The sequence below is a fragment of the Pantoea sp. GM_Pan_4 genome, assembly GCF_026541005.1.
Classification (GTDB): domain Bacteria; phylum Pseudomonadota; class Gammaproteobacteria; order Enterobacterales; family Enterobacteriaceae; genus Pantoea; species Pantoea dispersa.
The window spans coordinates 98,527-120,177 of record NZ_JALNUZ010000011.1 but is presented as its reverse complement, the minus strand read 5'-3'; the positions used below and the strand labels follow the sequence as shown (position 1 = coordinate 120,177).

The following is a 21,651-nucleotide window of genomic DNA, read 5'->3' as shown; positions in this document are numbered from 1 at the left end:
ATTTCCTGGCGCGCATTACGCCAGGTTTAAGCGCTGCTTCGCTTCGCCGATCGCCAGCGCCACCTGCTGTGGTGCCACGCCGCCGCGCGCGTTACGCTTATCGAGACAAGACTGCAGCGACAGCACCGGATAAACATCTTCCCCGATCGCCGCGCTAAACTGCTTAAACTGCGCCAGACTTAATGCCTCCAGCGCGACGCCTTGTTTGATCGCTTCCACCACGGTTTCGCCGACGATATGGTGCGCTTCGCGGAACGGCACGCCTTTGGCTACCAGATAATCGGCCAGTTCGGTCGAGTTGGCGTAACCCTGCTCGGCGGCTTCCTGACAGCGCGGACGCTTCACCTGAATGCCGTCCAGCACCAGCGCTGACATATGCAGGCAGTCAAGCCAGGTATCGAGCGCATCGAACAGCCCTTCTTTGTCTTCCTGCATATCTTTGTTATACGCCAGCGGCAGCCCTTTCAGCGTCATCATCATGCCGGTCAGTGCGCCCTGCACGCGACCGCACTTGCCGCGGATCAGCTCCAGCGCGTCCGGATTTTTCTTCTGCGGCATCAGCGATGAGCCCGACGTCACTTTATCGGACAGCTCAATAAAGCCGGCTTCACCGGTGTTGAAGAAGATCATGTCTTCAGCGAAGCGCGACAGGTGCACCATGCCAATCGAGGCATCAGACAGCAGCTCCAGCACGTGATCGCGGTCGGACACGGTATCCAGGCTGTTACGCGTGGCAGAGGCGAAGCCGAGCCAGCCGGCCAGCTGCTCACGGTCGATCTCATAAGCAGTACCGGCCAGCGCGCCGCAGCCCAGCGGGCTGACGTCCAGCCGCTTCAGCGTATCCTGCAGACGGCTCTCGTCGCGCGCCAGCATCTCAACGTAGGCCAGACACCAGTGGGCAAACGTCACCGGCTGCGCCCGCTGCAGGTGGGTGTAGCCCGGCATCACGGCATCCTGATTGGCTTCAGCCGTGGCTACCAGCGCTGACTGCAGCTCGCGCGTGGCTTCCAGCAGCAGTGCCACCTGCGTTTTACACCACAGTTTGAGATCGGTCGCCACCTGGTCGTTACGGCTGCGCCCGGTGTGCAGCTTTTTGCCCAGCGCGCCGACTTTGTCGATCAGCTTGCCTTCCACCCAGCTGTGAATATCCTCGGCATCGCTCTGCAGAATCTGCTGCGGGTTGGCGCGAACCTCTTCCAGCAGCACATTCAGCGCGGCTTCCAGCTGCTGCTGCTCTTCACTGCTCAGCACGTTTACCGTTACCAGCGCTTTTGACCAGGCTACCGAACCGGTGATGTCCTGCTCCGCCAGGCGGTAGTCAAACCGCAGTGAGTCGTTGAACTGTTTAAACCGTTGATCTGCCGCCTGTGAAAAACGTCCGCCCCAAAGTGCCATCTGCTTGCTCCTGAATCTGTTAAACAAAGGGCGGCCCGAAGCCGCCCCTGCAAAATATGTCGCCTGCCGCCGGTATTACTTCTTCTGCTCGTTCAGCGCGCGAATGCGTGAAGAGAGCGAGAACAGACGGATAAAGCCGCCCGCGTGACGGTGATCGTACACTTCGTCTTCGCCGAAGGTGGCAAACTCTTCTGAGTACAGGCTGTTCGCCGATTTTTTCTGGATCGCCGTGGCCTGGCCTTTATACAGCTGCAGTACCACTTCACCGTTCACCAGCTCTGCCAGCGATGCGGCAGCGGCCTGGATTGACTGACGCAGCGGTGCGAACCAGCGGCCGTCATACACCACGTAAGACATCTCCTGACCCAGCTGTTCACGCCATTTAAAGCTGTCGCGATCCAGTACCAGCTGCTCAACCGCACGCAGCGCGTTGACCATGATGGTGCCGCCAGGGGTTTCGTAGCAGCCGCGTGATTTGATGCCCACCAGACGGTTTTCCACGATATCAATCCGGCCCACACCGTGTTTCGCTCCCAGCGCATTGAGTTTTTCCAGACACTGGAACGGGCTCAGTTTCTCACCGTTCACCGCCACAACCTGGCCTTTCTCCACGCTGACGGTGACGTTTTCGGGCTGATCCGGCGCTTCCAGCGGATCGACGGTCCACACCCAGCAATCTTTGTTTGGCGCGTTCCACGGACTCTCCAGCACGCCACCTTCGGTCGAGATGTGCCAGGCGTTCTCATCACGGCTGTAGATTTTCTCCAGCGACGCGGTGGTCGGGATATTGCGCTCTTTCAGGTAATCCAGCAGCGCTTCACGCGAACGCAGGTTCCACTCACGCCATGGCGCCACCACTTTAAGCTGCGGTGCCAGCGCGGTATAGGTGGTTTCGAAACGCACCTGATCGTTGCCTTTACCGGTTGCGCCGTGGCACAGCGCATCTGCGCCCACTTTCAGCGCCAGCTCAACCTGCGCTTTGGCGATGATAGGACGCGCCATTGAGGTGCCCAGCAGATAGGTGCCTTCGTACAGCGCACCGGTCTGCAGCACCGGGTAAACGTATTCGCTGATAAACTCTTCACGCAGATCGACCACGTGGCACTCAGACGCGCCCGACTGCAGCGCTTTCTTCTCTACGCCTTCCAGATCGGCCGGATCCTGACCAATGTTGGCCACGAACGCCACCACTTCACAACCACCGTAGTTCTCTTTCAGCCAGGGAATGATGGCCGAGGTATCCAGACCGCCCGAGTAAGCCAGAACGATTTTTTTGATGTTTTGCGTGCTCATGTCGTAATCCTTGATTATGCGAGAATCCGGGTGCCAATCGACACGCCGTTGAAAAGGGTTGGCAGCTGTTCAGCATGACGCCAGCTGGCGATATCCACCGGGCGGCCCAGCGTACGCGCCGCGTCGAGCGCCGCATGCACTTTCACAATCATGCCATCGGTAATAATGCCCTGGGCAATCAGCTGCTCGGCTTTGGCTGCGGTCATCTCGGCGATGCGCTGACCTTTGCCGTCGAGAATACCGCTGACGTCCGACAGCAGCACCAGATCGGCACCGATCGTCGCCGCCAGCGCGGTCGCGGCCTGGTCGGCGTTGACGTTCATCAGTTCGCCGCCGTCGGTGATGCCAATCGAGCTGATCACCGGCATATAGCCTGCATCCAGCAGCGTATTGAGCAGCTGCGGATTGCCCGGCGTGGCGTTGCCGACATGCCCCAGCTCCTCATCGAACTGTGCCACGTTCACCAGCCCGGCATCGCCGAGGCATAAACCCACTGCGCCAATGCCGTACTTCTTCGCCCATGCCAGCAGCGTTTTGTTGGCGGTGCCGGCCAGCGCACCGGTAATAATGTCGATCTGATCGGCTGGCGTCACGCGCAAACCGTTCTTCTTTTTCACCGGCAGCGCCAGTTTCTTCATCAGCTCGTCCACCAGGCAGCCACCGCCGTGGACGATGATCAGCGGACGCTGATACTGCGTGCGGTACGCCAGCAGGGCATCAAACAGACGCGCCAGCGCTTCTTCGCTATCCAGCAGTACGCCGCCCAGCTTAATGATCAGAGGATTGCTCATGGTCAGGTTATCCGTCCGTTAAATCAGAGACAGCGTTTCGGGGAAGCCGAAACGAATATTGAGACACTGCACCGCCTGTGAGGAGGCGCCTTTCAGCAGGTTGTCTTCCGCTGCGACAACAATCAGGTGCTCGCCCTGCACGGCAAAGCCGATATCGCAGAACGGCAGGCCAACCACCGCTTTCAGCGCCGGTACGCCTTTGTCGTACAGCCGCACCAGTGGTTTATCGTGGTAAGCGCTGTGGAACGCCGCCGCCACATCCTGCTGGCTCACACCGGCGTTCAGACGGCAGGTGATGGTTTCCAGAATGCCGCGCGGGAAATTACCGAGATGCGGCGTGAAGATCACCGGCGTGCCGAGATGGGCCACAATCTCCGGATGGTGACGGTGATTGAAAAGGCCGTACGGCTGCAGGCTGACTTCACAGAAGCTGGTGGTGACGCTGGCTTTACGTCCGGCACCGCTGACGCCGCTGGTGGCATTGATGACCGGCCACTGAGCCGGATTAAGCAGGCCAGCCTTAATCAGCGGTTTAAGCGCCAGCTGCGCGGCGGTCGGATAGCAACCCGGCACTGCCACCAGCTGCGCGTCTTTAATCTGCTCGTGGTTCCATTCGGCCAGGCCGTAAACGGCTTTGTCGAGCCACGCCTGGTGCTGATGGCTGAAACCGTAATACTGTTGATAAAAGCCGTCGTCGTTAACGCGGAACGCACCTGAGAGGTCGAACACCACGCAGCCGGCTTTCAGGAATTCCGGGGCCAGATCGTGGCTGACTTCGTGCGCGGTGGCGAGGAACACCACATCGACCTTGCCGGCCCACTCTGCGGCATCACCCAGCGGCTGCAATGGCAAATCGACCCTGCCTTTCAGCTGCGGATGGAGATCGGAGAGTAACTTTCCGGCATCCGGGCTTTGCGCTGAAACCGCCAAAGCGGTTATGTTCATATGCGGGTGGCGATTCAGGTAGGTGGCAAGCTCTACGCCAGCATAACCACTGGCACCAACGATCAGCGTATTCAACATCAGGCTGTATACCTTATTACAGTCACACGTATCGGGTCGCGGCATTGCCCCGTTGCCCACGATGCCGTTTGCAGCTTTTTTCAGTTCACATGCAGACGACGTTAATGTATTTTTATTCACTATTAATGCATTAATATTGATACATCCTAACCCAGGGACCGTCAACAGTGAAGACAAAAATTCCACCTTTTATCGAACTCTACCGCCAGCTGATTGCAACACCGTCGATCAGCGCCACCGACAGCGCGCTGGATCAGAGCAATGAAACTTTAATCAATTTGCTGGCGGGCTGGTTCCGCGATCTCGGCTTCAGCGTGGAAGTCCAGCCGGTGCCGGGTACGCGCCATAAATTCAACCTGCTGGCGCGCAGCGGCAGCGGCGCAGGTGGCCTGCTGCTGGCGGGCCATACCGACACCGTGCCGTACGACGATGGCCGCTGGACGCGCGATCCCTTCACCCTGACCGAACACGACAACAAGCTGTACGGCTTAGGCACCGCCGACATGAAAGGCTTCTTTGCCTTTATTCTTGATGCGCTGCGTGACGTTGACGTGACGAAGCTCAGCAAACCGCTGTACATCCTCGCCACCGCCGATGAAGAGACCACGATGGCCGGCGCGAAATACTTCTCTGAATCGACCCAGCTGCGGCCGGACTGCGCCATCATCGGCGAACCGACGTCGCTGAAACCGGTGCGCGCCCACAAAGGCCATTTGTCGCACGCCATCCGCATTCAGGGTCAGTCCGGTCATTCCAGCGATCCGGCGCGCGGCGTGAACGCTATCGAGCTGATGCATGAATCCATTACTCAGCTGATGCAGCTGCGTAATACGCTGAAAGAGCGCTATCACCATGACGGCTTCGCCATTCCGTATCCGACCATGAACTTTGGCCATATCCACGGCGGCGACGCGGCGAACCGCATCTGCGCCTGCTGTGAGCTGCATATGGATATTCGTCCGCTGCCGGGACTGACGCTGAGCGATCTCGACGGTTTACTCAATGAAGCGCTGGCACCGGTGAGCGCGCGCTGGCCGGGCCGTCTGACTGTCGGTGAGCTGCATCCGCCGATTCCCGGCTACGAATGCCCGGCCGATCATGAACTGGTCAAAGTGGTGGAGAAGCTGCTGGGCGTGCCGACAGAAGTGGTGAATTACTGCACCGAAGCGCCATTTATCCAGCAGTTGTGCCCGACGCTGGTGTTAGGGCCTGGATCCATCAATCAGGCGCATCAGCCAGACGAGTTTATTGATACCGCATTTATTAAGCCGACTCATGCGCTTATCACTCAGGTTGTGCAGCATTTTTGCCATTGATGATTAAAAGATGGGGCATTTCACTGCGAAATCAGCAAATTGCCCCGTCATTATCCGGGATTTGATAATAAGAATAACTTATCCCACCTCCTGTCAATTAAATTCGATGAATTTCCGATAGTTAGCAGCACGATACCGGCAATTTAAGTCAATTGACGAACAGGAAGAACCGTGGCTAGATAAAAGACGATGTTATGCCCGTTGGGTATAGAGGTTTTATATTTAAGACGATAAGGGTGTCAGGGTCACATGAACGAACAATATTCCGCAATGCGAAGTAATGTCAGTATGCTCGGCAAACTGCTCGGGGATACGATAAAGGATGCACTGGGAGAGAACATCCTCGATCGGGTGGAGACCATCCGCAAGCTCTCTAAGTCATCCCGTGCAGGAAATGACACTCATCGTAAGGAACTGCTCTCCACGCTGCAAAACCTGTCTAACGACGAGCTGCTGCCGGTGGCACGCGCGTTCAGCCAGTTCCTTAACCTCACCAACGTGGCAGAACAGTATCAAACCATTTCGCGCAGCGGCGACGGTGCTAACCATCCGGAGCTGCTGAAAAAGACCTTCGAGCGCCTGAAGCAGCAGAGCGATCTCAGCGAGCCGGCCATCCGCCAGGCGATTGAGGAGCTGTCGCTGGAGCTGGTGCTCACCGCCCACCCGACCGAAATTACCCGCCGCACGCTGATCCACAAGCTGGGCGAAGTGAACAGCTGTCTGCAGCAGCTCGACCACAGTGACATCACCGACTACGAACGCAACCAGGTTATGCGCCGTCTGCGTCAGCTGGTAGCGCAGGCATGGCACACCGATGAGATCCGTAAATATCGCCCGACGCCGGTAGATGAAGCCAAATGGGGCTTCGCGGTGGTGGAGAACAGCCTGTGGGAAGGCGTGCCAGCGTTTCTGCGCGAGCTGAACCAGCAGGTGGAAGAGAGCTTCGGCATCCAGCTGCCGGTGGATTTTGTGCCAATCAAATTTACCTCGTGGATGGGCGGCGACCGTGACGGTAACCCGAACGTCACCGCACCGATTACCCGCCACGTGATGCAGCTAAGCCGCTGGAAAGCCGCCGACCTGTTCCTGCGCGACATCGGCGTGCTCGTGTCCGAGCTGTCGATGTCCGAGTGCAGCGACGAAGTGCGCGAACTGTGTGGCGATGCGGAGGCGCTGGAGCCCTATCGTGTAATTCTGAAACGTATCCGCAGCCAGCTGATGAGCACCCAGAGCTATCTGGAGCGCCGTCTGAAGGGTGAGCGCCTGCCGCGTCCGGCCGATCTGCTGGTTTCTAACGATCAGCTGTGGCAGCCACTGTTTGCTATTTACCAGTCGCTGCAGCAGTGCGGCATGGGCATCATCGCCAACGGCCAGCTGCTTGATACGCTGCGCCGCGTGAAGTGCTTCGGCGTGCCGCTGGTGCGTATCGATATCCGTCAGGAGAGCACCCGCCACACCGAAGCGATTGCCGAAGTGACGCGCTATCTCGGACTGGGCGACTACGAAAGCTGGTCAGAAGCCGACAAGCAGGCGTTCCTGATCCGTGAACTGAATTCCAAGCGGCCGCTGCTGCCGCGGCAGTGGGAGCCCAGCGACAACACGCGTGAAGTGCTGGATACCTGCAAAGTGGCGGCAGAAGCGCCGCAGGGCTCGATTGCCGCCTATGTGATTTCGATGGCCAAAACGCCGTCTGACGTGCTGGCGGTGCACCTGCTGCTGAAAGAGGCCGGCATCCCTTACGCAATGCCGGTGGCGCCGCTGTTTGAAACCCTCGACGACCTCAACAACGCCAATGACGTGATGAGCCAGCTGCTGAATATCGACTGGTATCGCGGCTTCATCAACGGCAAGCAGATGGTGATGATTGGCTACTCCGACTCGGCAAAAGATGCCGGCGTGATGGCAGCCAGCTGGGCGCAGTATCAGGCCCAGGATGCGCTGATTAAAACCTGCGACAAAGCCGGCATTACCCTGACGCTGTTCCACGGACGCGGCGGTTCGATTGGCCGCGGTGGCGCACCGGCGCATGCAGCACTACTGTCACAGCCGCCGGGCAGCCTGAAAGGCGGCCTGCGCGTGACCGAACAGGGCGAAATGATTCGCTTCAAATATGGCCTGCCGGAAGTCACCATCGCCAGCCTGTCGCTTTACACCGGGGCGATTCTGGAAGCCAACCTGCTGCCACCGCCAGAACCAAAACGCGAATGGCAGGAGATCATGAACGGCCTGTCAGCCTATTCATGCGCCATGTACCGCGGCTATGTGCGTGAAAATCCGGATTTCGTTCCCTACTTCCGCTCGGCGACGCCAGAGCAGGAGCTGGGTAAACTGCCGCTCGGCTCGCGCCCGGCGAAACGGCGTCCGACCGGCGGCGTAGAGTCGCTGCGCGCCATTCCGTGGATCTTCGCCTGGACGCAGAACCGCCTGATGCTGCCCGCGTGGCTGGGTGCCGGCGCGGCGCTGCAGAAAGCGATGGACGAAGGCCATCAGGATCAGCTGGAAACCATGTGCAGCGAATGGCCCTTCTTCGCCACGCGCCTCGGCATGCTGGAGATGGTGTTCTCGAAGGCTGACCTGTGGCTGGCGGAGTATTACGATCAACGTCTGGTAGATAAATCGCTGTGGCCGCTCGGCAAACAGCTGCGCGATCAGCTCGATGCTGACATCAAAGCGGTGCTGACCATCGCGAACGATGCGCATCTGATGGCGGACCAGCCGTGGATCGCCGAATCCATCGCGCTGCGTAACGTCTATACCGATCCGCTCAACGTGCTGCAGGCGGAACTGCTGCAGCGTGCGCGTGCGCAGGAAGAGCGCGGCGATGAACCTGATGCGCGCGTAGAACAGGCGCTGATGGTCACTATCGCTGGCGTCGCGGCCGGCATGCGTAACACCGGCTAACGCCTGGCGGCGCATCACAGCAAGAAGGGGGCCCTGAGGCCCCCTTCTCTTTTTTATCCTTTCACGCTTATGCCGCCAGCGTCGGGCGAACACCCAGCGTGTGGCAGATGGCGTAGCTCATCTCGGCGCGGTTCAGCGTGTAGAAGTGAAAGTCCTTCACCCCTTCGCGCGACAGGATTTTCACCATGTCCATGGCGATGTTGGCACCGACCATTTTGCGCGTCTCCGCATCATCATCCAGCCCGTCAAACATGGCGTTCATCCAGCCCGGTACGCGCACGTTGGTCATGGTGGCGAAACGCTGCAGCTGTTTAAAGTTGGAGACCGGCAGAATGCCCGGCACGATCTCCACGTCGATACCGGTAGCCACGCAGCGATCGCGAAAGCGCAGATAGCTCTCCACGTCGAAGAAAAACTGTGTAATCGCGCGACTGGCGCCGGCATCAATTTTTCGCTTCAGGTTGATCAGATCCGCCTGCGCACTCTTCGCTTCCGGATGCACTTCGGGATAGGCCGCTACCGAGATGTCGAAATCACCGACTTCTTTCAGCAGCGACACCAGATCGCTGCCGTACATGTCTGGTTTGCCGCCACCCGGTGGTAAATCGCCGCGCAACGCCACGATATGGCGAATGCCGTTGTTCCAGTAGTCACGCGCAATGGCGCGCAGTTCATCGCGCGTCGCATCGATACAGGTGAGATGCGGTGCCGCTTCCAGTCCGGTGCGCTCTTTAATGCCTTTGATGATGCTGTGAGTGCGGTCGCGCTCGCCGGAGTTGGCTCCGTAAGTGACCGAGACGAATTTGGGTTTCAGGCTGCTCAGGCGGTCGATGGAGTTCCACAGAGTTGCTTCCATTTCGCTGGTGCGGGGCGGGAAAAACTCAAAAGAGACATTAATTTGCCCGTTCAGCTCAGCCAGGCTCTGGTTCAGCGCTTCGCGCTGATTGGCATGAAAGAAACTCATCCTGTTACCTCATCATCACATATCGATTAATTTGCGAACCGCGAACATCCATACGTTTAGACGTCCAGATGCACAAAATGAACGATCTTCAGCTTAGCGTCAACATAAAATTGTTTGCCGGGCGTGACAAATATTCAACCAAAGTGAAAGGGATTCACCTGACGGGGAAGCAGAGGGAAAAACGCAGACAGCGGACGCCGTCTGCGCAGCAGGTTTACAGCAGTTGGGCGAGACGATTGATATCAGACTGTAGCGCACCGGCGGTGACATCCCGGCCGGCACCCGGCCCACGGATCACCAGCGGATTATCGCGATACCAGCGGCTTTCGATGGCAAACACGTTATCGCACGGCAGCAGCGCCGCCAGCGGATGCTCCGGACGCACCGCCTCCACGCCGACACGCGCTTTACCGTTGGCATCGAAACGCGCCACGTAGCGCAGCACCAGCCCCATCTCCTGTGCGGCTTCGAAGCGCTGCAGCATCTGCTCGTTCAGCTCGTCGGCGTTTTCGAAGAAGTGGTCGATGGATTCGCCTTCGCACTGTGACGGCACCAGCGATTCAACCCGCACCTGATCCGGTTCGATGTCGTAACCGGCTTCGCGCGCCAGAATCACCAGTTTGCGCATCACGTCCTGACCGGAGAGATCAACGCGCGGATCGGGCTCGGTTAAGCCCTGCTGCCACGCCTGATCGACCAGCTCGCTGAACGGCACCGTGCCGTCAAACTGCAGGAACAGCCACGACAGCGTGCCGGAGAAGATACCGCTGATCGCCAGAATGCTGTCGCCGCTTTCACGCAGGTCGCGCACCGTATGATTGACCGGCAATCCGGCACCCACGGTCGCGTTATACAGCCAGTGGCGACCGGTTTTGGCGAAGGCATCGCGTACCTGACGCCAGCTCTGGCCGCTGGCAGCGCCGGCCACTTTGTTGGCGCTGATGACGTGGAAGCCGTGGCTGGCAAAATCGTGATACTGCTGCGCCAGCGAATCACTGGCGGTGACGTCGAGCACCACCAGATCGTCAAACGGGTGCGCGCGCATCCACAGGAACAGCGACTCTTCGTCGCGCGCTTCCGCTTCATCATCAAAGAAGGCCAGCGCCCGGCTGGCGTCGAGACCGTCATAGCTCAGCAGGCTGCGGCTACTGTCCGCCACGCCCGCCAGCACAAATTCAAACCCGGTACGCGCCGACAGCGTCTCCTGCTCGCGCGCGAACAGCTCCAGCCAGCGTGAACCGATATTGCCTTTGCCAAACAGGATCAGGCCGATGCGCTTCTCGGCGCGGAACAGCGACTGGTGCAGTCCCTGAATCAGATGCTGGGTCGGTCCGACGCGCAGCACCGCCACCAGGCTGATGTGATCTTCTGACTGCCAGACGAATTCGACCGGCTGGTCTTTGATCTGCTGCCAGAAGCGATGGCTGTGCAGCGGATTACGCGTCACGCCAGCACCGACCAGCGCCACCAGCGCCAGACCGTCGCGCAGCTGCAGATGACCGGGCAGCGCCGCGTCCTGCAGCAGGTTAAAGGCGCTGTTGACCACTTCCGAGGTGTAACACAGCTGCAGCAGGCGACGATCCGGATGGATACCCATCGCCAGCGGACGCAGCTGCGCGCGCTTCAGCAGCAGATCAATCTCTTTCTGCTGGGTGGCAAAATCGTGGCTATCGGGAATCTGAATCTCAACCAGGCAGACATCGTCGTGGCTGGTGACAATGCGCGCGCCGGTGCCGGACGCCAGCACGCGCTCAATGCGCGTTGAGCCCTGCTCCGGCTGATAGCTACAGCGCAGCTGTAAATCGATGTCGCTGTTGGAGACCGGCTGCAGCGTACGCGTGTGCAGCACCGGCGCCGCCAGTCGGGCCAGCTCGCTGGCCTCATCCAGCCGCAGTAGCGGCAGCAGGCAGGCATCGGAAACCTTGCGCGGGTCCGCACTGTAAACGCCCGCCACGTCGCTCCAGATGGTGACGCGGTTCACGCCCGCCAGCGCGCCAATCTGTGTTGCCGAGTAGTCAGAGCCGTTACGGCCGAGCAGTACGGTTTCGCCCGCTTCGCTGCGGCTGATAAAGCCAGTGACTACCAGACGCTTATGCGGATGCTGCGCCAGCAGCGCCTGCAGCAGCGGCCAGGATTTGCCTTCATCTACCTGCGGCTGTGCCGCACGTTCGGCACGCAGGAAGTCGCGTGCGTCCAGCCACGCCGCTTCGATATCGCGCTGGCTGAGTACCGCCGCCATCAGGCGCGCCGACCAGATTTCGCCGTGGCCAACCACTTCGGCGTACACCGCATCGGTGATGGCGCCGTCGAGCAGCGCCGCCAGGCGTTCAAGATCGCGGATGAAGGCTGCGGTCAGGGTTTCTGCATATTCAGCAGGCAGCAGCGCAGCGATCAGCTCGCTGTGAAAACGGCGTAACGCCTGTTGCACCTGATGGGCCGATAAGCGATCGCTCTGGCTCAGCTTGAGCCAGCTGATCAGCTGGTTAGTGGTGCTGCCTGCGGCAGAGACCACCATTAAGTCGCCCGGCTGGCTGTAATCGGCCATGATACCGGCGACGCGCTGATAACAGCGCGCGTCGGCCAGGCTACTGCCACCAAATTTATGCAACTGCTTGATCGGCGTTCCCGCGCCTGCTGAAATCGTCATGGTTACCCCTCGGCTGCGATCCTGAATGCATTATCCAGGTCGGCGATTAAATCTTCGTGATCTTCAATTCCGACAGAAATACGCAGCAGCGAGTCGGAAATGCCCGCTGCGGCACGCGCGTCCGCCGACATGCCGGCGTGCGTCATGGTGGCGGTGTGCGAAATCAGACTTTCCACGCCGCCCAGCGACTCCGCCAGCGTAAACAGCTGCAGCGCCTTCAGGAAGCGGCGCAGCCGCGCCTCATCGGCGTCGAGTTCAAAACTGAGCATGGCGCCAAAACCGCGCTGCTGACGCGCGGCAAACTGGTGTCCGGCGTTCTCTGGCAGAGACGGATGATACAGCTTTTTCACCAGCGGTTGTTGCTTCAGGTAATCAACAATCGCCAGGGCGTTACGCTGCGCCGCCGCCATGCGCGGTGCCAGCGTGCGCAGGCCGCGCAGCAGCAGATAGCTGTCAAACGCCGCGCCGGTGACGCCAATGTTATTCGCCCACCAGGCGAGTTCCGTGACCAGCGCCGGATCTTTAGCGATGACCGCACCGGCCACCACGTCCGAGTGACCATTGAGATATTTGGTGCAGGAGTGGATCACCAGATCGGCACCCAGCGCCAGCGGGTTCTGCAGCGCCGGGCTGAGGAAGGTGTTGTCCACGACGCTCACCGCACCGGCAGCACGCGCGGCGGCGCAGATGGCCGCAATGTCCACCACGCGCAGCAGCGGATTGCTCGGGCTTTCGACCAGCACCAGCTTTGGCTTTTCCGCCAGCGCCGCCGCCAGCGCCGCTTCATCGCCCTGATCGACAAACTTCACGCGGTAAGCGCCGCGCTTGCTCAGGCTGTCAAACAGACGATAGCTGCCGCCGTAGCAGTCGTGCGGCGCCACCAGCAGATCGCCTGGCTTCAGGAACACCGTCGTCACCAGATGAATCGCCGACATCCCGGTGTTGGTCAGCACCGCGCCCGCACCCCCTTCCAGCTCAGCCAGCGCGCGCTGGACCACATCGCGCGTCGGGTTACCGCGGCGTGAATAGTCATGCGCGCGCGGCTCGTTGAAATCGAGGAAGTTATAGGTGCTGGAGAGGTGAATCGGTGGGACAACGCAGCCATATTGCTCGTCATCATTCAAACCGCTGCGTACTGCGATGGTTGCCTGTTTACGCGTCATGGTGCTTACTGTTCCTGAAGTGTAATAAAAAAGTGGCAACAGAATAACATTCCGCAACTGGACGTCAATACATCTGGACATCTAAATGTCTTTGCGTATAGATTGAGCAAAGCCGCAATACCCGCTAAAATTACGCGTCATCGCCTGGTGTTCAGCGCGCTTTCCTGTGAAACGCGATGTGTAAGCATAAAACCGGCAGTTTAAGCGGTCAGGCATCGAAAAATCGGGCATAATCAACGGATTTCCCCATATTCAACTTTTTATTGATTAAGGTAACCCATGGCTGAATGGAACGGCGAATATATCAGCCCTTACGCTGAACACGGTAAGAAGAGCGAGCAGGTTAAGAAGATTACAGTTTCTATCCCGCTGAAAGTGCTGAAGATTTTAACGGATGAGCGTACCCGCCGTCAGGTGAACAATCTGCGTCACGCCACCAACAGCGAACTGCTGTGCGAAGCCTTTTTGCATGCCTTCACCGGGCAACCGCTGCCGAATGATGTTGATCTGCGTAAAGAGCGCAGCGACGAGATTCCGGAAGAAGCAAAACAGATTATGCGAGAGATGGGCATCGATCCCGACAGCTGGGAATACTGAGGCCAGAAATAAAAAAACCCAGCCGAGGCTGGGTTTTTTCTTGCAACCGAATCGTGAAGATTCGCCGGCAAATAATCTTATTTCTTGCTGCCTGGGATGCTGAAACGCTTGTTGAAGCGATCAACACGACCACCAGAGTCAACAACACGCTGCTTACCGGTGTAGAACGGGTGGCATTTGCCGCACACGTCCAGGTTCAGGGTACCAGTCATGGTTGAACGGGTGTTGATCACGTTGCCGCAAGAGCAGGTGATGGTCACAGCTTCGTATTTCGGGTGAATACCTTGTTTCATGGGAGAACCTCATAAAAGGCCGTGTCGCTCTCCGTGCCAGGCGAACCTGCACAGCACCACACGCGGTTAATAAATGGTGTATCTTTGACGAGTCATCTCATCAAAGGCGGCATAGTATACAGAAAATGAGCGCATTGATCAAATCCGCGCAATGCGCCGTGCTCTGCCATGCCGGGTAAACGCCTGCAGCCAGCGCCGCCGCGCGCTGAAGTATGACGGGGGTGACGCCAGCGTGTACACTACTTCTCCTTTTTACAGAACCGGATAGAGATCGACATGCCCGTTGTTCAGGTTGCCCTGCCCGTTCCGCTGCCTCGCCTGTTTGACTACCTGCTGCCCGCCGATGCGCCGCAGCCGGTGGCCGGCGCGCGCGTGAGCGTGCCGTTCGGCAACCGGAAAATGACGGGCATCGTGGTTAGCACGCGCGCCACCAGCGATCTCCCCCTTGCCCAGCTGAAACAGATTGATGCGTTGCTCGACGACCGCTCGCTGTTTTCGCCGGCGCTGTGGCGCATCCTCAACTGGGCCGCCGGCTACTATCACTCTCCGCTCGGCGAAGTGCTCAGCCATGCGCTGCCGGTACTGCTGCGTCAGGGCAAACAGGCCCAGGAAGCGCCGCTGTGGCAGTGGGTGGTGAACGAAGCCGGGCGCGAAGTGGCGCTGGAAAGCCTGAAGCGCGCGCCGAAACAGCAGCAGGCGCTGGCTGCGTTGCGTCAGCGGCCGCTGTATCGGCATCAGATCGGCGAGCAGGATTTTACCGATGCCGCGCTCCAGGCACTGCGTGCCAAAGGGCTGTGCGACCTGCGCGAACATGCGCCACAGCAGCACGACTGGCGCGCCAGTTTCGCGGTGAAAGGTGAACGGCTGCGGCTGAATACCGATCAGGCGATGGCGGTTGGCGCCATTCGCAGCGAGGACGAGCATTACGCCGCGTGGCTGCTGGCAGGCATTACCGGATCGGGTAAAACCGAGGTCTATCTCAGCGTGCTGGAGAATGTGCTGGCACGCGGCAAACAGGCGCTGGTGCTGGTGCCGGAAATTGGCCTGACGCCGCAAACCATCGCCCGCTTTCGTGAACGCTTCGATGCGCCGATTGATGTGCTGCACTCGGCGCTCAATGACAGCGAGCGTCTGGCGGTCTGGCTGCGCGCGCGCAGCGGCGAGACCGCCATTGTCATCGGCACACGATCCGCGCTGTTCACACCGCTGGCGCGGCCGGGCGTGATCATCATCGATGAAGAACACGACAGCTCCTACAAACAGCAGGAGGGCTGGCGCTACCAGGCGCGCGATCTGGCGGTATTCCGCGCTCACGAAGAAGATGTGCCGATTGTGATGGGCTCGGCGACGCCGGCGCTGGAGACGCTGCACAACGTGCGTGTCGGTAAATATCGCCAGCTCAACCTGACCAAACGCGCCGGTAACGCCAAACCGGCGCTGCAGCAGCTAATCGATCTCAAGGGGCAGCAGCTGAAAGGCGGTCTCGCGCCAGCGCTGCTGGGCAAGATGCGCCAGCACCTGCAGGCGGATAATCAGGTTCTGCTGTTTCTCAATCGCCGCGGCTTTTCGCCGGCGCTGATGTGCCACGACTGCGGCTGGCTGGCGGAGTGCCAGCGCTGCGACAGTTATTACACGCTGCATCAGCAGCATCGTCAGCTGCGCTGCCACCACTGCGACAGCCAGCGTCCGCTGCCGCATCAGTGTCCGGGCTGCGGTTCCACCCATCTGCTGCCGGTCGGCGTGGGCACGGAACAGCTGGAGCAGCAGCTCAGCACGCTGTTTCCTGGCGTGCCGGTGTCGCGCATCGATCGCGATACCACCAGCCGCAAAGGCGCGCTGGAACAGCATCTGGCCGATGTGCATCGCGGCGGGGCACGCATTCTGGTCGGCACGCAGATGCTGGCCAAAGGCCATCACTTCCCGGACGTGACGCTGGTATCGCTGCTGGATGTTGATGGCGCGCTGTTTTCCGCCGATTTCCGTGCCGCCGAGCGCTTTGCCCAGCTCTACACACAGGTCGCCGGCCGCGCCGGCCGCGCCGGTAAGCAGGGCGAAGTGTTACTGCAGACGCACCATCCGGAGCATCCACTGCTGCAAACGCTGCTGCATCGCGGCTATTTTGCGTTTGCCGATCAGACGCTGCTGGAGCGCCAGTCAGTGCAGCTGCCGCCGTGGACCAGCCACGCACTGTTTCGCGCGGAAGATCTGGATAATGCGCAGGCGGCGGAGTTCCTTACGCAGTTGCGTAACCTGCTGGAAGCCAGCCCGCTCAAAGATGAGGCGATGTGGCTGATGGGGCCGGTGCCGGCGCTGGCACCGAAGCGCAGCGGACGCTGGCGCTGGCAACTGCTGCTACAGCATCCATCGCGCAAGCGGCTGCAGCAGTTGCTGAGCAGTTCACTGCCGCTGGTTACCACCCTGCCCGCCGCGCGCAAAGTCAAATGGACGCTGGATATCGACCCCACCGAGAGTTAAGCCGCGCCACATCTGCGAGCCAGATCGAAAAAAGTCGCACAAGTCACAATTTTTATGCAAATTAAGTAACAACCTCACACGGCGTTGGGTTAACAATAGTGCCCGTACCGGCACTGGGCCGGCTATGTGTGAATATCTATGCGCTGTACCGCGTCAGGAGTTAACGTTGGATCAGAAGCAACCCTCATCGGCAGCCACCATGAAAGATGTGGCCGAGCAGGCTGGCGTCTCCACCGCCACGGTTTCGCGCGCGCTGATGAATCCGGAAAAAGTCTCCGCCGCGACCCGGCAGAAAGTGGAACAGGCGGTGCAGGCCGTCGGCTATGCGCCGCACGGTCTGGCGCGCAACGCTAAACGCGGCGACACGCAAACCATTCTGGTGATTGTGCCGGACATCTGTGACCCTTTCTTCAGCGAGATTATCCGCGGCGTGGAAGTGACTGCCGCGCAGGAAGGCTATCTGGTGCTGATTGGTGACTGCGCGCATCAGGATCAGCAGGAGAAAACCTTCCTTAACCTGATGCTGACGCGCCAGATTGACGGCATGGTACTGCTGGGTTCGCAGCTGCCGTTCGACGCCGGCATTGAAGATCAGCGTAATTTGCCGCCCATGGTGATGGGCAACGAGTTCGCGCCGGAGATGGCGCTGCCCACGGTGCATATCGATAACCTGACCGCGGCCTTTGAAGCGGTGAATCACCTGTTACAGCTGGGCCATCGGCAGATCGCCTGCATCACCGGACCGGAACATATCCCGCTCAGCCAGTATCGGTTACAGGGCTACATCCAGGCGCTGCGCCGCAGCAATATCGCCATCGATCCCACACTGATTGTGCATGGTGACTTCACCTTTGAAGCCGGTGCCAGCGCGCTGAAGCAGCTGATGAGCCTGCCGCAGCCGCCGAAAGCCCTGTTCTGCCATAGCGATCTGATGGCGCTGGGTGCGATGAACCAGGCGCGTAAGCTGGGCATGCGTATTCCGCAGGATCTGTCGGTGGTCGGCTTCGATGATATCGAGCTGGCGCAATACTACGATCCGCCCCTGACCACCGTGGCACAGCCGCGTTTTGCCATTGGCCGCGAAGCGATGCTGCTGCTGCTGGATGAGCTGCAGGGCAAACGGGTCAATAACGGTTCACGCCTGCTCGACGCCGAACTCCGCGTCCGCGGTAGTACCGCACCGGCAGCAAAACGCGAAAAATGAATGCGGGAACCCTGCATTTTCAGCAGATTCTGAAGGCAGACTGTGCTGGTCAAAGTTCCAGCCCTTGAGTAACATGACGCATTCCTTGCCGGGCAAAATTAACACCCCATTTACACGCCCAGTGGCATTTTTTTGAAGGGTATCAGAACGAAAGTGGCACAGAGAGATTACGTAGGCCGCGGGCGTTCAACAGGGACGCGTCGCAAAAAACCCGCAGGCCGCAGCAAGAAAAGCAAAGGCGGCTCCGGCACTTCAAAGCTGATGATAGTACTGGCCGTGGCAGTGCTGGTGACCTTTGCCGGTGGTTTATGGTTCATCTCGCATCACAAAAAAGAAGAAACACCGGTGATTCCGAATCATAAAGCCAACGGTAATGGCCTGCCGCCGAAGCCGGAAGAGCGCTGGAAGTACATCAAAGAGCTGGAAAATCGTCAGGTGACCGTGCCGTCGCCCACCGAGCCGTCTGCCGGTGGCGAAATCAAGTCGCAAACCCAGCTGACCGACGAACAGCGTCAGCTGCTGGAGCAGATGCAGGCCGATATGCGCCAGCAGCCAACCCAGCTGAATGAAGTGCCGTGGAACGAACAAACCCCGGCTCAGCGCCAGCAAACGCTGCAGCGTCAGCAGCAGGCACAACAGCAACAACAGCAGGTGCAGCGTCAGCAGCAGCAGTTACAGCAGCAGCAGCGCCAGCAACAGTTGCAGCAGCAGCGTCAGCAGGAATTGCAGCAGCAGGCGGCACGCCAGCAGCAGCAACAGGCCGCGCCGATCACTCGCGAGCCGGCGAAGCCGCAGGAGAGCGCCAAAGCCAAAACGGAAGAGAAAGCGAGCACCCAGCGCTGGATGGTGCAGTGTGGCTCGTTTAAAGGCACCGATCAGGCGGAATCGGTACGCGCCGGTCTGGCGTTTGAAGGTTTCGAAAGCCGCATCACGACTGGCGGCGGCTGGAATCGCGTGGTGATTGGGCCGTTTAAAGACCGCAGCAGCGCAGACAGCACGGTGAAGCGCCTGCACAGCTCCGGCCACAGCAGCTGTATCCCGCTCGCCCTGCCTTAACCCTCCCTGCTCGCCCCCGGCAATTTGCAGCATCAGATATTGCCGGGGGTTGAAACCCCACAGGATTACCCCATATCTGGTTGCATGATACGCCGCGCCCGCTGCGCGGTGTCTTTTTTCCACTGCAACAAGGGGTCTGCCCGTGACAACAATAGTAAGTGTACGACGCAACGGCCGGGTCGTGATCGGCGGTGATGGCCAGGCGACGCTCGGCAATACCGTAATGAAAGGCAATGTTAAAAAGGTGCGTCGTCTTTACAACGACAAAGTGATCGCGGGCTTTGCTGGCGGCACCGCAGATGCCTTTACCCTGTTTGAACTGTTCGAACGCAAACTGGAGATGCATCAGGGCCATCTGGTGAAAGCCGCGGTCGAACTGGCGAAAGACTGGCGTACTGACCGGATGCTGCGCCGCCTTGAAGCGCTGCTGGCGGTTGCCGATGAAAACTCCTCGCTGATCATCAGCGGTAACGGTGACGTGATTCAGCCGGAAAATGACCTGATTGCCATCGGTTCCGGCGGGCCTTACGCCCAGGCAGCCGCCCGCGCGCTGCTGGAGAACACGGAGATGGGTGCGCACGATATCGTAGCCAAAGCGCTGAATATCGCCGGTGACATCTGTATCTACACCAACCACAACATTAACTACGAAGAATTACCGTCTAAGGCGTAAGGACCAAAACCATGTCTGAGATGACTCCACGCGAGATTGTCAGCGAGCTTAACCGCTTCATCATCGGCCAGGACGGCGCCAAAAAAGCGGTCGCCATTGCGCTGCGTAACCGCTGGCGCCGCATGCAGCTTGACGAAGAGCTGCGCCATGAAGTGACCCCAAAAAATATCCTGATGATCGGCCCGACCGGCGTCGGTAAAACCGAAATCGCCCGCCGTCTGGCGAAGCTGGCCAATGCGCCGTTCATCAAAGTTGAAGCCACCAAATTCACCGAAGTGGGCTATGTCGGGAAAGAAGTGGATTCGATTATTCGCGATCTGACGGACTCCGCCATCAAGATGGTGCGCAGCCAGGCGATCGAGAAAAACAAATACCGCGCTGAAGAGATGGCAGAAGATCGCATTCTGGATGTGCTGATCCCGCCAGCGAAAAACAACTGGGGCCAGCCGGAGCAGAGCGCTGAGCCGTCCGCCGCGCGCCAGTCGTTCCGCAAAAAACTGCGCGAAGGCCAGCTGGATGACAAAGAGATTGAGATCGATCTGGCTGCTGCACCGATGGGCGTTGAAATCATGGCGCCTCCGGGCATGGAAGAGATGACCAGCCAGCTGCAGTCGATGTTCCAGAACCTCGGCGGCCAGAAGCAGAAACCGCGTAAGCTGAAAATCAAAGATGCGATGAAGCTGCTGATTGAAGAAGAAGCGGCCAAGCTGGTGAACCCGGAAGAGCTGAAGCAGGATGCCATCGACGCGGTTGAACAGCACGGTATCGTGTTCATCGACGAAATCGACAAAATCTGTAAGCGCGGCGGCCAGTCGTCGGGCCCGGATGTGTCACGTGAGGGCGTACAGCGCGATCTGCTGCCACTGGTTGAAGGCTGCACCGTGTCCACTAAACACGGCATGGTCAAAACCGACCATATCCTGTTTATCGCCTCCGGTGCGTTCCAGGTGGCCAGCCCGTCGGATCTGATTCCGGAGCTGCAGGGTCGTCTGCCGATTCGCGTTGAGCTGCAGGCGCTGACGGTCAATGATTTCGAACGCATCCTGACCGAGCCGAACGCGTCCGTGACCGTACAGTACAAAGCGCTGATGGGCACCGAAGGCGTTAACGTTGAATTCACCGAAGACGGCATTCGTCGCATCGCCGAAGCGGCGTGGCAGGTGAACGAAACCACCGAGAACATCGGTGCACGTCGTCTGCACACCGTGCTGGAGCGCCTGATGGAAGATATCTCCTACGACGCCAGCGATCGCCACGGCGAATCGATCACCATCGATGCCGAATACGTTGGTCAGCATCTGGATGAACTGGTGGCCGACGAAGATCTCAGCCGCTTCATTCTGTAATTCCAGTCAATACCCAGCCTTGCGCTGGGTATTTTTTTGCCCGCCCGCCGCGCTGTACCCGATTATCCCATTGCCTCTGTTGTCGCTGCGCTGCAAAAGCGGGCGGATTTGATGTATCCTTTGCCTGTTTTCCTTAATGAGTTTTCCCAATGAAAGAACAAGAAAAAGCCGAGATTAAACGTCTCAGCGACCAGCTGGACGCGCTGAATCGCAAAGAACCGCAGCTGCTGGAAGCGGGCGATGCCGAAAAGCTTGGCGCGCTGCTGAAAGAGAAAGAGACGCTGGTGCAGGAAATTGAACGTCTGCGCAACGTGCGCGAAGAGAAGCTGAGCAAAGAAGCCCAGCAGTTGAAAAAGCTGCCGTTCAGCCGTGAAATCACCAAAAAAGAGCAGGCGAACATGGGCGCGCTGAAGAAAAGCGTGCGCGGCCTGGTGGTGGTACACCCGATGACCGCGCTGGGACGCGAGATGGGGCTGAAGGTGATGACCGGCTACGCAAAGCAGCCGTTCTGATT

At 59.3% G+C, this 21,651-nt stretch carries 17 protein-coding genes; 9 read left to right on the top strand and 8 right to left on the bottom strand.

Translation table 11 applies throughout. The features are described from left to right. Window positions 1–15: 15 nt before the first annotated feature. The 4 genes from argH to argC form a co-directional block, all read right to left on the bottom strand. On the bottom strand, window positions 16–1,395 hold the full coding sequence (gene argH / locus OXR61_RS19195) for an argininosuccinate lyase (RefSeq protein WP_021506828.1): 1,380 nt from the start codon (window positions 1,393–1,395) through the stop codon (window positions 16–18). A 75-nt stretch (window positions 1,396–1,470) separates the two neighbouring features. Further along, a complete protein-coding gene (locus tag OXR61_RS19190) occupies window positions 1,471–2,688 on the bottom strand; it encodes an argininosuccinate synthase (RefSeq protein ID WP_021506829.1) in 1,218 nt (405 codons plus the stop codon). A 14-nt stretch (window positions 2,689–2,702) separates the two neighbouring features. After that, a complete protein-coding gene (gene argB / locus OXR61_RS19185; RefSeq protein WP_021506830.1) occupies window positions 2,703–3,479 on the bottom strand; it encodes an acetylglutamate kinase in 777 nt (258 codons plus the stop codon). Window positions 3,480–3,497: 18 nt separating this feature from the next. Next, window positions 3,498–4,502 carry an N-acetyl-gamma-glutamyl-phosphate reductase gene (gene argC / locus OXR61_RS19180; protein ID WP_021506831.1) on the bottom strand — a complete coding sequence of 335 codons (1,005 nt, stop codon included), beginning with the start codon at window positions 4,500–4,502 and terminating at the stop codon, window positions 3,498–3,500. 167 nt (window positions 4,503–4,669) lie between these two features. On the opposite strand from argC, the gene argE reads away from it, so the two are divergent. Then, complete coding sequence (argE, locus tag OXR61_RS19175; RefSeq protein ID WP_021506832.1) at window positions 4,670–5,818, top strand: acetylornithine deacetylase; 1,149 nt, start codon at window positions 4,670–4,672, stop codon at window positions 5,816–5,818. Between the two features lie 249 nt (window positions 5,819–6,067). Continuing rightward, window positions 6,068–8,719: a phosphoenolpyruvate carboxylase gene (gene ppc, locus OXR61_RS19170; protein WP_031279588.1), complete on the top strand. Its 2,652-nt coding sequence runs from the start codon at window positions 6,068–6,070 to the stop codon at window positions 8,717–8,719. Between the two features lie 67 nt (window positions 8,720–8,786). Here ppc and metF read toward each other — a convergent pair whose 3' ends face one another. From metF to metB, 3 genes are all read right to left on the bottom strand, one after another. Next, complete coding sequence (gene metF, locus OXR61_RS19165) at window positions 8,787–9,683, bottom strand: methylenetetrahydrofolate reductase (protein ID WP_021506834.1); 897 nt, start codon at window positions 9,681–9,683, stop codon at window positions 8,787–8,789. A 214-nt stretch (window positions 9,684–9,897) separates the two neighbouring features. Further along, complete coding sequence (locus OXR61_RS19160; protein ID WP_021506835.1) at window positions 9,898–12,330, bottom strand: bifunctional aspartate kinase/homoserine dehydrogenase II; 2,433 nt, start codon at window positions 12,328–12,330, stop codon at window positions 9,898–9,900. A gap of 2 nt (window positions 12,331–12,332) precedes the next feature. Then, a complete protein-coding gene (gene metB / locus OXR61_RS19155) occupies window positions 12,333–13,493 on the bottom strand; it encodes a cystathionine gamma-synthase (RefSeq protein WP_021506836.1) in 1,161 nt (386 codons plus the stop codon). 279 nt (window positions 13,494–13,772) lie between these two features. Here metB and metJ point away from each other — a divergent pair, with 279 nt between their 5' ends. Continuing rightward, entirely contained in the window at window positions 13,773–14,090 is a 318-nt protein-coding gene (gene metJ / locus OXR61_RS19150) for a met regulon transcriptional regulator MetJ (protein WP_007885403.1), read from the top strand. Between the two features lie 77 nt (window positions 14,091–14,167). Here the strand turns inward: metJ and rpmE are convergent, their stop codons facing one another. Beyond that, on the bottom strand, window positions 14,168–14,383 hold the full coding sequence (gene rpmE, locus OXR61_RS19145) for a 50S ribosomal protein L31 (protein ID WP_021506837.1): 216 nt from the start codon (window positions 14,381–14,383) through the stop codon (window positions 14,168–14,170). A gap of 276 nt (window positions 14,384–14,659) precedes the next feature. On the opposite strand from rpmE, the gene priA reads away from it, so the two are divergent. The 6 genes from priA (at window position 14,660) to OXR61_RS19115 (ending at window position 21,649) form a co-directional block, all read left to right on the top strand. Further along, window positions 14,660–16,858, top strand: a complete 2,199-nt coding sequence (priA, locus tag OXR61_RS19140; protein WP_021506838.1) for a primosomal protein N' — start codon at window positions 14,660–14,662, stop codon at window positions 16,856–16,858. Between the two features lie 166 nt (window positions 16,859–17,024). Then, window positions 17,025–18,062, top strand: coding sequence for a DNA-binding transcriptional regulator CytR (gene cytR / locus OXR61_RS19135; RefSeq protein WP_021506839.1), 1,038 nt, complete (start codon window positions 17,025–17,027; stop codon window positions 18,060–18,062). Between the two features lie 153 nt (window positions 18,063–18,215). Next, window positions 18,216–19,118: a cell division protein FtsN gene (ftsN, locus tag OXR61_RS19130; RefSeq protein ID WP_071813585.1), complete on the top strand. Its 903-nt coding sequence runs from the start codon at window positions 18,216–18,218 to the stop codon at window positions 19,116–19,118. 142 nt (window positions 19,119–19,260) lie between these two features. Beyond that, on the top strand, window positions 19,261–19,791 hold the full coding sequence (gene hslV / locus OXR61_RS19125; protein ID WP_031279590.1) for an ATP-dependent protease subunit HslV: 531 nt from the start codon (window positions 19,261–19,263) through the stop codon (window positions 19,789–19,791). Between the two features lie 11 nt (window positions 19,792–19,802). Beyond that, the gene (gene hslU, locus OXR61_RS19120) at window positions 19,803–21,137 is read left to right on the top strand and encodes an HslU--HslV peptidase ATPase subunit (RefSeq protein WP_021506842.1); all 1,335 of its coding nucleotides are present in this window, start codon (window positions 19,803–19,805) and stop codon (window positions 21,135–21,137) included. A 149-nt stretch (window positions 21,138–21,286) separates the two neighbouring features. Beyond that, window positions 21,287–21,649 carry a YibL family ribosome-associated protein gene (locus tag OXR61_RS19115; RefSeq protein WP_021506843.1) on the top strand — a complete coding sequence of 121 codons (363 nt, stop codon included), beginning with the start codon at window positions 21,287–21,289 and terminating at the stop codon, window positions 21,647–21,649. Window positions 21,650–21,651: the final 2 nt, after the last annotated feature.

Excerpts from the sequence above, each read along its gene's own strand:
- OXR61_RS19190 (WP_021506829.1), bottom strand. The coding sequence starts at position 2,688 with ATGAGCACGCAAAACATCAAAAAAATCGTTCTGGCTTACTCGGGCGGT.
- metJ (WP_007885403.1), top strand. The coding sequence starts at position 13,773 with ATGGCTGAATGGAACGGCGAATATATCAGCCCTTACGCTGAACACGGT.
- OXR61_RS19160 (WP_021506835.1), bottom strand. The coding sequence starts at position 12,330 with ATGACGATTTCAGCAGGCGCGGGAACGCCGATCAAGCAGTTGCATAAA.
- rpmE (WP_021506837.1), bottom strand. The coding sequence starts at position 14,383 with ATGAAACAAGGTATTCACCCGAAATACGAAGCTGTGACCATCACCTGC.
- priA (WP_021506838.1), top strand. The coding sequence starts at position 14,660 with ATGCCCGTTGTTCAGGTTGCCCTGCCCGTTCCGCTGCCTCGCCTGTTT.
- argH (WP_021506828.1), bottom strand. The coding sequence starts at position 1,395 with ATGGCACTTTGGGGCGGACGTTTTTCACAGGCGGCAGATCAACGGTTT.
- argB (WP_021506830.1), bottom strand. The coding sequence starts at position 3,479 with ATGAGCAATCCTCTGATCATTAAGCTGGGCGGCGTACTGCTGGATAGC.
- OXR61_RS19115 (WP_021506843.1), top strand. The coding sequence starts at position 21,287 with ATGAAAGAACAAGAAAAAGCCGAGATTAAACGTCTCAGCGACCAGCTG.
- metF (WP_021506834.1), bottom strand. The coding sequence starts at position 9,683 with ATGAGTTTCTTTCATGCCAATCAGCGCGAAGCGCTGAACCAGAGCCTG.
- ppc (WP_031279588.1), top strand. The coding sequence starts at position 6,068 with ATGAACGAACAATATTCCGCAATGCGAAGTAATGTCAGTATGCTCGGC.
- hslU (WP_021506842.1), top strand. The coding sequence starts at position 19,803 with ATGTCTGAGATGACTCCACGCGAGATTGTCAGCGAGCTTAACCGCTTC.
- metB (WP_021506836.1), bottom strand. The coding sequence starts at position 13,493 with ATGACGCGTAAACAGGCAACCATCGCAGTACGCAGCGGTTTGAATGAT.
- argC (WP_021506831.1), bottom strand. The coding sequence starts at position 4,502 with ATGTTGAATACGCTGATCGTTGGTGCCAGTGGTTATGCTGGCGTAGAG.